The organism is Roseateles sp. GW823-FHT07B05 (genome assembly GCF_058794515.1).
The window spans coordinates 132,072-145,629 of the sequence record NZ_JBXAGX010000009.1; the positions used below are offsets into that span (position 1 = coordinate 132,072).

The window sequence follows — 13,558 nt, forward strand, 5'->3', positions numbered from 1 at the left end:
AGTCCGCCGATAACGCGCACGCTCACCGGCCCGGCGCCGCGCTGGGTGAACTGCATCACCCAGCGCGCATTTCTCGCTATCACCGCCATTGGCAGGATTGCGTTGATCCGTCATGGGGGCGCTCCTAGACTGCCCTGGCCCCGTTCACCCCCCCCGAGGAGACTCCAATGTCCGAATCCCACTGCCCGTTCTCGGGCGCCCACACCAAGCCCGCCGCCAAGGGCAACCAGCGCTGGTGGCCGAACCAGCTTGACCTGGGCGTGCTGCACCAGCAGTCCCCGCGCGGCAACCCGATGGGCGCGTCGTTCGACTACGCCGCCGAGTTCAAGACGCTGGACCTGGATGCCGTCGCCCGGGACCTGCACGCGCTGATGACCGATTCGCAGGACTGGTGGCCCGCCGACTACGGCCACTACGGCCCGTTCTTCATCCGCATGGCCTGGCACGCGGCCGGCACCTACCGCGTGGCCGACGGCCGCGGCGGCGCCAACACCGGCAACCAGCGCTTCGCGCCGCTGAACAGCTGGCCCGACAACGGCAACCTCGACAAGGCCCGCCGCCTGCTGTGGCCCATCAAGCAGAAGTACGGCCGCAAGCTGTCCTGGGCTGACCTGTTCATCCTGACCGGTAACGTCGCGCTCGAGTCCATGGGCTTCAAGACCTTCGGCTTCGGCGGCGGCCGGGCCGACATCTACGAGCCCGAGGCCGACATCGACTGGGGCCCCGAGGCCGAATGGCTGGCCACCAGCGACAAGCCCGGCGGCCGCTACAGCGGCGAGCGCGACCTGGCCAACCCGCTGGCTGCCGTGCAGATGGGCCTGATCTACGTGAACCCGGAAGGGCCGGACGGCAACCCCGACCCTGTGCTGTCGGCGCGCGACATCCGCGACACCTTCGCCCGTATGGCGATGAACGACGAGGAGACCGTGGCACTCGTGGCCGGTGGCCACACCTTCGGCAAGGCGCACGGCGCCGGCCCGGCCAGCCACGTCGGCAAGGAGCCCGAAGGCGCCGACATCCTGGAGCAGGGCCTGGGCTGGAAGAGCAGCTACGCATCCGGCATGGGCGGCCACACCATCACCAGCGGCATCGAAGGCGCCTGGAAGCCCAACCCGACGACCTGGGACATGGGCTACTTCGACACGCTGTTCAAGTACGACTGGGAGCTGACCAAGAGCCCCGCCGGCGCGCACCAGTGGGTGCCCAAGGGCGGTGCGGGCAGCGACACGGTGGTCGACGCGCACGACCCGGCCAAGTTCCACGCGCCGATGATGACCACCGCCGACCTGGCGCTGCGCTTCGACCCCGCCTACGAAAAGATCTCGCGCCGCTACCACGCCAACCCGGCGGAGTTCGCCGACGCCTTCGCCCGCGCCTGGTTCAAGCTGACGCACCGCGACATGGGGCCGCTGACGCGCTACCTCGGCAAGCTGGTGCCGCGTGAAGCGCTGATCTGGCAGGACCCGGTGCCCGCGGTCGACCACCCGCTCGTCGACGATCAGGACGTGGCCGCGCTGAAGCAGCAACTGCTCGCCTCCGGCCTGACGACGGCGCAGCTCGTCAGCACCGCGTGGGCGTCGGCGTCCACGTTCCGCGGCAGCGACAACCGCGGCGGCGCCAATGGTGCGCGCATCCGCCTTGCGCCGCAGAAGGACTGGGACGTCAACCAGCCTGCACAGCTCGCCAGCGTGCTGGCGAAGCTGGAAGCGGTGCAGAAGGCCTTCAACGGCTCGGCCGCCGGCGGCAAGAAGATCTCGCTGGCCGACCTCATCGTGCTGGGTGGCAGCGCCGCCATCGAAGCGGCCGCGAAGCAGGCGGGTGCCGACATCACCGTGCCCTTCCACCCCGGCCGCACGGATGCCACGCAGGCGCAGACCGACGCCGAGTCCTTCGCGCCGCTGGAGCCGCAGGCCGATGGCTTCCGCAACTACCTCGCCGCCGGCCTGCCCGGCGCGTCCGCGGCCGAGCGCCTCGTCGACAAGGCGCAGCTGCTGACGCTGTCGGCGCCCGAGATGGCGGTGCTCGTCGCCGGCCTGCGCGTGCTGGGCGCCAACGCGGTCGGCAGCCCGGCGGGGGTGCTGACGACGCGCGTCGGCACGCTGTCCAACGACTTCTTCGTCAACCTGCTGGACATGGGCACGAAGTGGCAGAAGACCGCTGACGGCGTGCTGGAGGGCGTGGACCGCAAGACCGGCCAGCGCCGCTGGACGGCGACGGTCGCCGACCTCGTGTTCGGCTCCAACGCGCAGCTGCGCGCGCTGGCGGAGGTCTATGCCGGCAGCGACGCTGCGGCCAAGTTCGTCGACGACTTCGTCGCGGCCTGGGTCAAGGTGATGGAGCTGGACCGCTTCGACCTGCGCGCCTGAGTCCCTGTGTCGGGTGAGGGCGGCGCGCCAGAATGCGCCGTCCCCACCCGATCAGGAGACCCCATGACCACGCACCAAGGCAGCTGCCACTGCGGCCGCATCAAGTTCGAGGTGGACGGTGCCATCGACTCGGCGCTGTCCTGCAACTGCTCCATCTGCCAGCGCAAGGGCTCGCTGCTGTGGTTCGTGCCGCGCACGGCCCTGCGCCTGACGACGCCGGAGCGCGACACGGCGGCGTACACCTTCAACAAGCACGTCATCCGCCACGTGTTCTGCCCCACCTGCGGCATCCATCCCTACGGCGAGGGCAAGGCGCCCAACGGCGACGAGATGGCAGCGGTCAACATCCGCTGCATCGACGGCATCGACCTCGCGGCGGTGCCGGTGCATCACTACGACGGCCGGGCGACGTAGTTCCGTCTTTCAATCGCGGACCGGCGCCGGGCCGCTAATTCCATTTCCACTGCCAGATCAGATCCACCGCGTTGTCGTCCCCGCTCTGCGCGCGCAGCGTGAAGCGCCGGGCGATGCGGTAGATGAGCTGCCAAGATCCCGTCGTCGCGTTCAGGCTGCGCTCGTAGCCCACGTACCAGTGCCGCGAGATCTGCTTGCCCAGGCGCACGATGGTGGCGCGGGTGTCGTCGTCGCTTTGCGACAGCGATAGCTCGTCCAGCCCCAGCTGGCGCAGCGCCTTGCCGGTGGCGCCTTCGCCCTCGCCGCTGATGAGTGCCAGCGCGGCGCGCTGCAGCAGCGCCGTGTCGGTGCGGCCCAGGCCGTCGGGGCCGCGGCCCAGCAGCAGCCAGGACAGCTTGTCGGTGTCGCTCATGTCGGGCTCGGAGTACAGGCTCACGCGCGGCGCCTGCGCGGTGCCGCCGACGTAGACGCCCACGCGCACGTCCAGGTTGGGCCGCACGGCCAGCAGGTCCAGCGACGGGTTGTCCAGCGAGCCCGTGAAGCTGATGTCGCCGCGCTCGATCTCCAGCTTCTGGCCGTAGGCGGCGTACTGGCCGCCGTTCGCGTCGAGCTTGCCGGTCACGCGCAGCGGGCCGTTCTCCTTCTGCGCGATCTGCAGCTGGCCGCGCAGCGTCGTCGCCAGGCCGCGGCCGCGCACCTTGAAGTCGCGGCCGAAGTCCAGCGAGACGTTGACGGTGGAGCCGCGCACCGACTGCGGCGCGGGCGGTGCGGTGGGCTCGGCGGCGCGCGGGCCGCGGCGCACGATGACGTCGTCGGCCAGCGTCGGCGCGTCGGCACGCGTGAAGTCGAACAGGCCCTCGTCGGCGCGCAGCTTGCCGCTGAGGTTCAGGCCCTTGTCGTCCAGGTCCAGCGTGGCATTGCCGCTGGCGACGATGCGGCGGTCCACGCGTGACAGCACGCGCAGCTTGTCGGCCGTCATCTCGATGTGCGCCGCCGGCTTGGCGCCCAGCTCCGCGCGGCCGGTGGCGCGCAGCCAGCCATCGCCCGCGCGGGCCTGCAGCTCGGTCAGCTCGGCATGCTGGCCCTTCAGGTCCAGCACGAAGCGGCCCTCGGTGAAGTCCACGCCGTACAGCAGGTGGCGCAGCGCCAGGCCGTCGCCGTCGGCGCGGCCGGTCAGGTCCGGCGCGGCGAGCTTGCCGCCGATCTGCACCGTGGCGGCGGCCCGGCCTGCCAGCCGCCAGCCGGCCGGCACCCAGCGGCCCCAGGTGGCGAGGTCGTTCACGTTGGCCTGCAGCACGCCGTCGATGGGCGTGGCGGCCTCGGGCCACAGCCCGGTGGGCCGCAGCGAGAGCGCGCCGCCCAGGCTGCCGAGCGCCTTGCCGGACAGCCCCTGCGCGAACTGCCATACGCCGTCGCGCACGTTCAGCGCCACGCGCAGGTCGGTCAGGCCCAGCGGCCGCGTGCCGAATTCGTCGGTCACGCGCAGGTCGCCGCCCTGGCGGTCCAGCAGCACCTCGGCGGTGAGCCGGTCGGTGAGCAGCAGCGACGCGTGACCGGTGATGCGCAGGTCGCCGCTCCAGCCGAAGTCGGGCTGCCAGCGCGCCATCAGCGGCGCGACGGCCAGGTCCTCCAGCTGCAGCTCGGCGCGCGCCTCGGGCTGCGCGCCGCCGCGCCAGCTCAAGGCCTGCCAGCGCACGAAGGCGCCGCCCACCTCGGCGCGGCCGGGCTCGGCCGTCACCTGCAGGCCGCTGTCGCCCAGCGCCACGCGCAGGCCGATGTTGCTGGCGGCCAGCGTGGCCGGCGTGCCGGGGCGCAGCGGCGCGATGTCCAGCTGCGCGATGCGGCCTGCCCAGGCCTGGCCGTTCCAGCCGCCCTGGGCCTGCAGCGTGGCGCCCAGGTTCACGTCCTGCCCGCCTGCCGGTGCGCGGCCGGCCAGTTGGGCCTTGAGTTCGTGGGCGCTGCGCCGGCCCTGCAGGTCTAGCTTGACGAGCTTCAGCTGCACCTGGCCGTTGCGCACGCCGCCGGCCTCCACCGCCAGCGACAGCGGCGCGTCGCCATCCACGCCCGGCGCGGGCAGGCTCCAGCGGGCCTTGGCGCTCTCCACCACCGTGCCGTTGGCGCTCAGGCCCTTCAGCGTCGCGCTGCCGCGGCCGCCCACCTGCCAGACGGTGGCGGGCAGCGTCTTGGGTGAGAGCTTGCCTGGCGTCGGCAGCTTCACGCGCTGCAGCTGCAGGTCGCCGTCGCCGTCCACCTGGCCGGCCACCGGCCCCTGGCCCAACAGCGCCAGCAGCGGGTTCAGCTCGGCCAGCTTGGCGGCCTGCAGCTTGATGTCGGCCGCGACGGCCTCGGGCCGGGCCTCGCCGCGCGTCTGCACGCGGTTGCTGCCCAGCCGCGCGGCGAGGTCGAAACTGGCCGCGTCGGCTGCACGCGGGCGGGCGAGCTTGAGCTGGCCGTCCAGCGGCAGGCCGCCGAACTGGCCGGGCAGCAGCGTGGCCTCGGCCGTGCCGGTGGCGTTGTCGGCGCTGTCGCCGTGCAGGTCCAGCGTCGCGTCTGCGTTCAGCCGCGTCGGGCCGGGCAGCCGCGCCCACGCGGAGCCGGGCGCGCCGCGCCACAGCAGGTGCGGGTCGAACTGCCGCACCTGGGCCCTGAGCTTGACGGTGGGCAGCCCGGCGCTTAGCGCCTCGACGCTGCCGCTGGCCTGCAGCTCGGCGTCGCCGCTGGCGAGCCGGGCCTCCTCGATCTGCCAGTTGCTGCCCTGGTCGTGCAGGCGGCCCTGCACGCGCGCCTGCACGCGCAGCGGGCGCTGCTCCAGCGTGCCGCGCAGGTCGGTCTTCGCCGTCAGCGGCTGGCCGGGCCCGCCGGTGAGGGCCAGCGGCCCGTCCAGGCGGGCGGGCGTAGCGCGCGCGTCCAGCTGCTCGGGGCGCAGGCCTTGCACGCGCGCGTCCAGCTGCCAGCGGCCGTCGGCCTCGCGGCGGCCCTGGCCCTGCACGCGGGCACCGCCGCTGAGCGTGGCGTCCAGCGTCGTCAGGCGCAGCGTGGTGAGCTGGTCGGGCCGGCCGGCGACGGCCAGGCTGAGCTGCTGCACGGGCAGGGTGCCCTGGTCCCAGCGGCCGGCTGCGCTGTTGCGCAGCTCGGCCTGCAGCGTGGCTTCGGCGTCGCGCGCCGGCGCGCTCAGCCGCGCGGTGCCGGTAAGCGCGGTGCGGGGCAGGCCGGGGGCGAGGGCCGACAGCGCGGCGAGGTTGAACTGTTCGGCCTGCATCTGCAGCGCCGCGACCGGCCACGGCGAGAACGGTTGCACGTCGCCCTGCGCCTTCAGAGTCTGCCCGGCGGCCTGCACCTCGGCCTTGGCCTGCAGCCGGGCCAGCGGGCCGCGCACGGCGGCCACGGCCAGCCAGGGCAGGTCGGTGGCTTCCTGCTGCTGCACGGTCAGCGTCGCCTCCGTCTGCAGCGGCGCGGCGCTGGCTACGTGCGCCTCTCCCGCGAGCAGCAGCTGCTGCCAGCGTGCGCCGGTCAGCTTGACGTGATGGGTGCCGCTGCGCGGCAGGTCCAGCGTGGCGGCGATGCCGCGCACGGGCGGCTGGTCGGCGGCCCAGCTGAGGCTGCCAATGGCCAGCTTGTCGATCTGCACGCCCAGCGGCAGTGACAGGTCCAGCGGCGGCACCAGCGGCGCGGTGCTGGGCTGCGTGCGGACGATGACCTCGTCCACCGCCAGCTCGCGTGCCTGCAGCACGCGCTGGCGCGGGCTGACGCCCAGGCCCGTCCAGTGCAGCCCGCGCAGCTCGGCGGTGCCGCCGGCCCAGGTCAGCAGCAGGCGGCGGGCGCGGAACTCGCCCATAAGCGAGCCCTCGGGTTGCTCGACCTGCACGCCCGGCAGACGGGCCAGCAGCCAGGCGCTGCCGGACGATTGCTGCAGCAGCCAGGCGATGAAGCCAGCCACCAGCACGGCCAGTACGGCCAGCCCGATCAGGCCGTTGCGGGCGATGCGCAGCGACCGCCTCACAGCGTGATCCCCACGCTGAAGTGCAGCCGCCACTTGCCCGTCTCCTGCGCCCGCGCGACGTCCACGCGCAGCGGGCCCACGGGGCTGCGCCAGCGCACGCCCGCGCCGTAGCCGATGACGGGGCGGTATTCCTGCCAGCGCGAGGCGGCATTGCCGGCGTCGACGAACAGGGCGCCCCACAGGCCGGGCATGCTCAACGTGAAGGGGCGGGCGATCTCCAGGCTGCCGGTGGCCATTACGCGGCCGCCGACGGTCAGGCCGTTGTCGACCGGCCCGAGGCTGTGATACGCGTAGCCGCGCACCGATTCGTCGCCACCGGCCAGGAAGCGCAGCTTCTCGGGCACGCCCACCTGCTCGCGCGAGATCACCTGGGCCACCTCGGCGCGGGCCGACGTGAACCAGCCGCCCAGCGGCTTGTAGTAGCCCAGCTTGAGCTGCAGGCGGCCGAAGGGGCCGCTGTCGTCCGTGCCGCCGCCGCGCACATGGCCCAGGCCCAGCAGCAGCAGGCCCTGGTGGCCGTCGGTGGGCAGCAGCGAGCTGTCCAGCCGGCGGCGTATCCACTGCTGGTTGATGGACACGGCCAGGTTGGTGTTGACTTCGGTGCCGGCCGTCTCGCGGGCGCGCAGCAGCTCCACGTAGCTGAGCCGTTCATCGTGCGGGGACTCGTACAGGCGGCCCAGCCGCAGGCCCAGGTTGGTGGCGATCTTGTCGCTGCTGCGGTCCTGCTCGAACTGCAGCGACGCGAGGTTGCGCTTCAGGTCGGGCTGCGGGTGGGAGCTGATCTCCATCTCCGCCCCGCGCAGGTCGCGGCTCAACTGCAGCTTGGAGCGCGCCCGCATCGACAGGCCGAACGGCCGGCGGTGCAGGTGCTCCACGCTGATGCTCTGGCCGTTGTTGGCGTGGTAGCCCACCGCGACGGTGGCCTGCTGCAGCGCCGATTCCGTCAGCGTGACCAGCACGGGGCTGGTGCCGTCGGCGTCCACCACCTCGGGCTGCAGCTGCACGCGCACGGCGTCGAACAGCTGCGTCTTGGCCAGCCGCTCCTGGAAGTCGGCCAGCTGCTGCTCGGTGTAGGGGTCGCCGCGGTCGAAGCCGGTCAGGCGTTCCACGGACAGACGGGTCTGGCGCTGCAGACCCTCGATGCGCAGCTCGCCGAACTTCGCGCGGTTGCCGCTGGCCATGACGAGGCGCAGCTCCACCGTCTGCGTGTCGGGGTCCACGCGGGCCGACGTCTCGGCCCAGCGTGCCGTCGGGTAGCCGCCGGTGCGGGCGCGCAACAGCAGGTCGCCCTTGCCGGCCGCCCATTGCGACTGCGTGAACGCGTCGCCGTCCTTCAGCGGCCAGGCGCGCTGCAGCGCGTCGCGCAGCGCCGGCACGTCGTCGCTGGCCAGGCCTTCGCTGAACTCCAGCTCCACCTTGGCCACCTTCGCCTGCGGGCCGGGCTTGACGGTGAGGCGCAGCCTGGTCGCGTCGTCGGCGTCACGGGCCACGTCGGCGGTCACGTTGAAGAAGCCTTCGGTCTCCAGCAGCGTCTGCGCCTGGGCCGGCGCTGCCGCAGCCAGCCGGGCCAGCTCCACGCGGCTCAGCGCCGCCTCGCTGGCGCGGTAGCGGGCGATGTCCAGGTGCTGCTGAAGCAGCGCACGCAGCCGTCCGCCGCTGTCGTCCTCGACGCGGATGTCCAGGCTGTAGACGGCCGGCGCGTCGGCCGGGACGTCGGGCGCGGGGCTGGGGGTGGCGGGGGCAGGGGGCTTCGTCGCACAGCCGCTCAGTACCGCCACGAGCAGCAGGGCGAGGAGGGGCCGCGTCATTTGCTGAGCAGCCGCATCGCGCCTTCGAGGCCGGAGAGGGTGAGCGGGAACATGCGCTGCTGCATCAGCTGCTGGATCAGCGCAATGCTCTGCCGGTACTGCCACACGCCCTGCGGCTCGGGGTTGATCCAGGCGTACTTCGGGAACGCGTGCGTGAGCCGCTGCAGCCACTCGGCGCCCGGCTCGTCGTTGTTGTATTCGACGCTGCCGCCGGCCTGCAGGATCTCGTAGGGGCTCATCGTCGCGTCGCCGACGAAGATCAGCTTGTAGTCGCGGTTGTACTTGCGGATCAGGTCGTGGGTAGCGAGCTTCTCGGCGAAGCGGCGGCGGTTGTTCTTCCAGACGAAGTCGTAGACGCAGTTGTGGAAGTAATAGAACTCCAGGTGCTTGAACTCGGCCTTGGCGGCGCTGAACAGTTCCTCCACGCGATGGATGTGCTCGTCCATCGTGCCGCCCACGTCCATCAGCAGCAGCACCTTGACCTTGTTGTGGCGCTCCGGCTGCATGCGGATGTCCAGCATGCCGGCGTTGGCCGCCGTGCCGTGGATGGTGCCGTCCAGGTCCAGCTCCAGGTCCGAGCCCTCGCGGGCGAAGCGGCGCAGCCGCCGCAGCGCGACCTTGATGTTGCGCGTGCCGAGTTCCAGCGAGTCGTCGTAGTCCTTGTAGGCGCGCTGCTCCCACACCTTGACGGCACTCTTGTTGCCGCCTCCGCCAGATTTCGCGCCGATGCGGATGCCCTGCGGGTTGTAGCCGCCGTTGCCGAACGGGCTGGTGCCGCCCGTGCCTATCCAGCGGTTGCCGCCTTCGTGGCGTTCCTTCTGCTCCTCGAAACGTTTCTTCAGCGTCTCCATCAGCTCGTCCCAGCCCATCTTCTCGATGGCGGCCTTCTGCTCGGGCGTCAGGTTCAACTCCAAGTTCTTCTTCAGCCAGTCCAGCGGCACCTCGGCGGTGAAGTCGGTCAGCATCTCCACGCCCTTGAAGTAGGCGGCGAAGGCGCGGTCGAACTTGTCGTACTGGGTCTCGTCCTTGACGAGGGCGGCGCGGGCCAGGTGATAGAAGTCGTCGATGGACGCGACGCCGCCGTCCTCGGCCGACGCGATGACGCCGGCCTGCAGCGCTTCCAGCAGCGTCAGGTACTCGGGCACCGTCACCTTGAGCTTGGCGGCGCGCAGCGTGTAGAAGAACTGGATCAGCATGGCCCGCCAATTATGAAAGGCAACGAGGCGCCGGCCTGTGTGAAGGCGTTAGCGTTTTTGGGGTGCATGCCGTGCAAGCCAGCCGAAGAACTCGCCGTACCAGAGCCGGCTGTTGCGGGCTTTCAGCACCCAGTGGTTCTCGTCTGGGAACCACACCAGCCGCGCCGGCACGCCCAGCGATTTCAAGGTGTTGTAGTAGGCCAGGCCTTGCGCGTCGGGCACGCGGTAGTCCAGCGCGCCGTGGATGACGAGCGTGGGCGTCTTGAAGTGCTTGGCGAACGTGTGCGGGCTCTGCGCGGCGACGCGGGCCGGGTCGTCCCAGTAGGCAGCACCCAGTTCCTTGCGGTGCCAGGCGTAGGCGTCGTCGGCGTACATGGCCTGCCAGTCGTAGCAGCCGGCGTGGCAGACGTAGGCCTGGTAGCGGCCCGGCTTCACGTGCCCGTTCATCCACGCGACCATGTATCCGCCGTAGCTGCCGCCGGTGGCGACGATGCGCGTCTTGTCCACCCAGCGTTGTTGGAGCAGCCAGTCGGTGCCGGCCTCCACGTCCTGCAGCTCGTACTCGCCCCAGTGGCCGGTGATGCTGTCCAGGAACTCGTGGCCGAAGCTGGATGAGCCGTGGTAGTTCACGCTGGCCACCACATAGCCCTGGTTAGCGAACACCTGGTGGTTCCAGCGCCAGTGCCAGCTGTCGCCGAAGGCGGTGTGCGGGCCTCCGTGGATGACGTGCATGACGGGCCACTTCTTCTTCGCCTTCGCGTCAAAGCCGGGCGGGTAGGTCAGCCACATCTGCACCGCGTCACCGCGTGCGCCGGTGATGGTGACTTCCTCGTGCAGGCCGAAGCGGTGTGCGGCCAGACGGTCATCGTTCAGCGTCTCGATGCGCTGGGCGGCGGCGCCGTCCAGCACCGACAGCTGCGGCGGGTGCTGCATGCCGTCGTGGTTGATCGCCGTGATGCCGCCGGCCTGCGCGAAGCTGCCCACGTGGCCGCCCTCGAACAGCGCTTCAGCGCGGCGGTCGCCCAGCGCGAAGCGCCACAGGTGGCGCCGGCCGCGTTCCTCGGCGGCAAACAGCACGGCCTGGTCGTCGTCGGTCCATTGCAGCGGTGCGGCCACCTCGTGGTCCCAGTCGTCGCTGAACACGGCCCAGTTCCCGCGCTGGTCCAGCACGGCCAGGCGGTCCGGCTGGTTGTGGCCCAGCGCCTGGTGGCTGGCCAGGAAAGCCAGATGTGCGCCGGACTGGCTGTAGCGCGGCGCGGCGAAGTCCCAGTCGCCGTCCTGCAGCAGCGTCTGCCCGCGGCGCGTGCGCACGTCGATCTCGGCGAGCGCGTAGCGGTTGTCCAGCCGCTTCTCGGCCGCCGGGTCGAACGCGAACGCGATGCGCCGGCCGTCGGGCGAGATGTCGAAGCAGGTCGCGTCGGGCTCGGCGCGCTCCAGCTCCCAGGCGCTGCCCTCGAACAGGTCGCGCGCCTTGCCGGTGGCGACGTCCATCACGTGCAGGTGCGGCACGCGGCCCAACGGGATGTGGTGATCCCAGTAGCGGTACTGCGCTTCCTCGGTGACGTAGGCCGTCTCCTTGCGCGCCTTGAAGTCCTTCAGCGCGTCGGCCTGCACGGCGGCCTTGCGGTCGGGCCAGACCCAGGACACGAAGGCGATGCGCCGGCCGTCGGGGAACCACTTGAACGCGTCCACGCCGGTGGGCACGCGGCCCACGCGGCGCGCCTCGCCGCCGTCGGGCGCGATGACGTAGAGCTGCGCCTCCTCGTCCTTGCTGCCGCCCTGCTCGCGCCGGGCGGTGAAGGCGATCAGGTCGCCGCGCGGGCTCCACTGCGGCTGGCCGTCCTTGTCGCCGGCCTCGGTCAGGCGCCGCGGTGCGCCACCCAGCGTGGAGAACAGCCACAGGCTGGACTGCGCCAGGTTGGTCTCCATCGAGTAGCGCGTGACGGCGGCAACGGCCTGGGCGCCGTCGGGGCTGAGGCTGGGCGCGGCTATGCGGTCCAGGCCCCACAGTGCATCAACGTCAAACGGTGCGTTGAAAGGCCTGGAAGTCTTGCTCATGCTCTCGGTCTTGTCAGTTGCCAGGTGAGGTGCGCCTTGACCTCGGGCCATTCGCCCGCGGTCAGGCTGTACATGACGGTGTCGCGCACCGTGCCGTCGCGGCGCAGCGCGTGGTGGCGCAGCACGCCGTCGCGCCGGGCGCCCAGGCGCTCGATGGCGCGCTGCGACGCGTGGTTGAAGTTGTCGGTGCGCCAGCCCACCAGCCTGGCGCCCAGCGTCTCGAACGCGTGCGTCAGCAGCAGCAGCTTGGCCGTCGTGTTGACGGCGCTGCGCTGCACTCGGCTGGCATACCAGGTGTAGCCGATCTCGACGCGCGCGATGGCCGGCACGATGTCGTGATAGCTGGTGGAGCCCAGCACCTCGCCGCTGGTGGCGTCCAGCACCGCGAACGGCAGCCGGTGGCCGGCGGCCTGGCCGGCCAGCGCCGTCTCGACATAGGCCGTGGTCTCGTCGGGCGCCGGCACGCTGGTGAAGCGCAGGTTCCACAACTCGCCGTCGGCGGCCGCGGCCTGCAGGCCGGGCACATGGTCCAGCGTCAGTGGCACGAGGCGGATGGGCCCGGCAGCCAGTGTGACGGGCTCGACCGGCTTCATGGCCTGTCCTTCAGCAGCACCTTGCGCGCCGCCCAGCGGCCCAGCCCGCAGCCCGCGACGATGAGCAACAGGCCCAGCATCTGGGTGGCGTTCCAGTCGGGGCTGGCGATGAAGTCGATGCCGAACTGCCGGCCGGCCCACCAGCCCAGCAGCGCGCCGCCGACGAAGCCGACCGCGTCGGCCAGCCCTTCGCGCATCGCGCGGTTGAAGTCCTGTGCCATCAGCGGTTCGTCCGTTGCATGAACACCAGCTTCTCGAACAGCGTCAGGTCTTGCTCGTTCTTCAGCAGTGCGCCCACGAGGGGCGGGATGCTGACCTTGTCGTCCTTTGCCTGCAGCGCGTCGACGGGCACATCCTCGGCCACCAGCAGCTTGAGCCAGTCGATCAGTTCCGACGTGCTGGGCTTCTTCTTCAGCCCCGGCAGGTTGCGCACGTCGTAGAAGTTCTTCAGCGCCGCGGCCAGCAGGTCCTTCTTCAACGTCGGGAAGTGCACGTCGACGATCTTCTTCATCGTCTCGGCGTCGGGGAACTTGATGTAGTGGAAGAAGCAGCGGCGCAGGAAGGCGTCCGGCAGCTCCTTCTCGTTGTTGGAGGTGATGAACACCAGCGGGCGGTGTTTCGCCTTGACGAGCTGGCGCGTCTCGTAGACGTAGAACTCCATGCGGTCGATCTCGCGCAGCAGGTCGTTCGGGAACTCGATGTCGGCCTTGTCGATCTCGTCGATGAGCAGCACCACCGGCTGCTCGGCCTCGAAGGCCTGCCACAGCACGCCCTTGACGATGTAGTTCTCGATGTTGCGCACGCGCTCGCTGCCCTCGATGCCGGCCAGCTGGCTGTCGCGCAGCCGGCTGACGGCGTCGTATTCGTAGAGACCCTGCTGCGCCTTCGTGGTGCTCTTGATGTGCCACTGCAGCAGCGGCATGCCGAGGGCGGCGGCCACCTCCTCGGCCAGCATGGTCTTGCCCGTGCCGGGCTCGCCCTTGATGAGCAGCGGGCGTTGCAGCGTGGCCGCTGCGTTGACCGCGAGCATCAGGTCTGCCGTGGCGACGTACTGGTCGGAACCTTTGAATTTCATGGGGAAAACCGGGGCTGGAAGGGGGCCGTTTCAGTATAGGAGCCCTCC

9 protein-coding genes are annotated in these 13,558 nt (G+C 71.1%); 2 read left to right on the forward strand and 7 right to left on the reverse strand.

What is annotated here, in order from left to right; translation table 11 throughout:
- Nucleotides 1-167: 167 nt before the first annotated feature.
- Together katG and AC1Q7O_RS19320 are read left to right on the forward strand one after the other, a co-directional pair.
- Nucleotides 168-2,366 (forward strand): catalase/peroxidase HPI, encoded by a 2,199-nt coding sequence (katG, locus tag AC1Q7O_RS19315; RefSeq protein WP_492657470.1) that lies wholly within the window; start codon nucleotides 168-170, stop codon nucleotides 2,364-2,366.
- Between the two features lie 63 nt (nucleotides 2,367-2,429).
- Nucleotides 2,430-2,780 (forward strand): GFA family protein, encoded by a 351-nt coding sequence (locus AC1Q7O_RS19320; protein ID WP_492657469.1) that lies wholly within the window; start codon nucleotides 2,430-2,432, stop codon nucleotides 2,778-2,780.
- 34 nt (nucleotides 2,781-2,814) lie between these two features.
- Here AC1Q7O_RS19320 and AC1Q7O_RS19325 read toward each other — a convergent pair whose 3' ends face one another.
- Genes AC1Q7O_RS19325 through AC1Q7O_RS19355 form a run of 7 tightly spaced genes read right to left on the reverse strand, consistent with a single transcriptional unit; the run spans nucleotide 2,815 to nucleotide 13,510 of the window.
- A complete protein-coding gene (locus AC1Q7O_RS19325; protein WP_492657468.1) occupies nucleotides 2,815-6,780 on the reverse strand; it encodes a translocation/assembly module TamB domain-containing protein in 3,966 nt (1,321 codons plus the stop codon).
- Complete coding sequence (locus AC1Q7O_RS19330; protein WP_492657467.1) at nucleotides 6,777-8,588, reverse strand: autotransporter assembly complex protein TamA; 1,812 nt, start codon at nucleotides 8,586-8,588, stop codon at nucleotides 6,777-6,779. The genes AC1Q7O_RS19325 and AC1Q7O_RS19330 overlap by 4 nt, the downstream gene beginning before the upstream one ends.
- Nucleotides 8,585-9,784 carry a vWA domain-containing protein gene (locus AC1Q7O_RS19335; RefSeq protein WP_492657466.1) on the reverse strand — a complete coding sequence of 400 codons (1,200 nt, stop codon included), beginning with the start codon at nucleotides 9,782-9,784 and terminating at the stop codon, nucleotides 8,585-8,587. Before AC1Q7O_RS19335 ends, AC1Q7O_RS19330 begins: the two co-directional genes overlap by 4 nt.
- A 48-nt stretch (nucleotides 9,785-9,832) precedes the next feature.
- Nucleotides 9,833-11,842 (reverse strand): S9 family peptidase, encoded by a 2,010-nt coding sequence (locus AC1Q7O_RS19340; RefSeq protein ID WP_492657465.1) that lies wholly within the window; start codon nucleotides 11,840-11,842, stop codon nucleotides 9,833-9,835.
- Nucleotides 11,839-12,435 (reverse strand): GNAT family N-acetyltransferase, encoded by a 597-nt coding sequence (locus AC1Q7O_RS19345; protein ID WP_492657464.1) that lies wholly within the window; start codon nucleotides 12,433-12,435, stop codon nucleotides 11,839-11,841. The genes AC1Q7O_RS19340 and AC1Q7O_RS19345 overlap by 4 nt, the downstream gene beginning before the upstream one ends.
- Complete coding sequence (locus AC1Q7O_RS19350; RefSeq protein ID WP_492657463.1) at nucleotides 12,432-12,656, reverse strand: hypothetical protein; 225 nt, start codon at nucleotides 12,654-12,656, stop codon at nucleotides 12,432-12,434. Before AC1Q7O_RS19350 ends, AC1Q7O_RS19345 begins: the two co-directional genes overlap by 4 nt.
- Entirely contained in the window at nucleotides 12,656-13,510 is an 855-nt protein-coding gene (locus AC1Q7O_RS19355; protein WP_492657462.1) for an AAA family ATPase, read from the reverse strand. The genes AC1Q7O_RS19350 and AC1Q7O_RS19355 overlap by 1 nt, the downstream gene beginning before the upstream one ends.
- Between the last annotated feature and the right edge of the window lie 48 nt (nucleotides 13,511-13,558).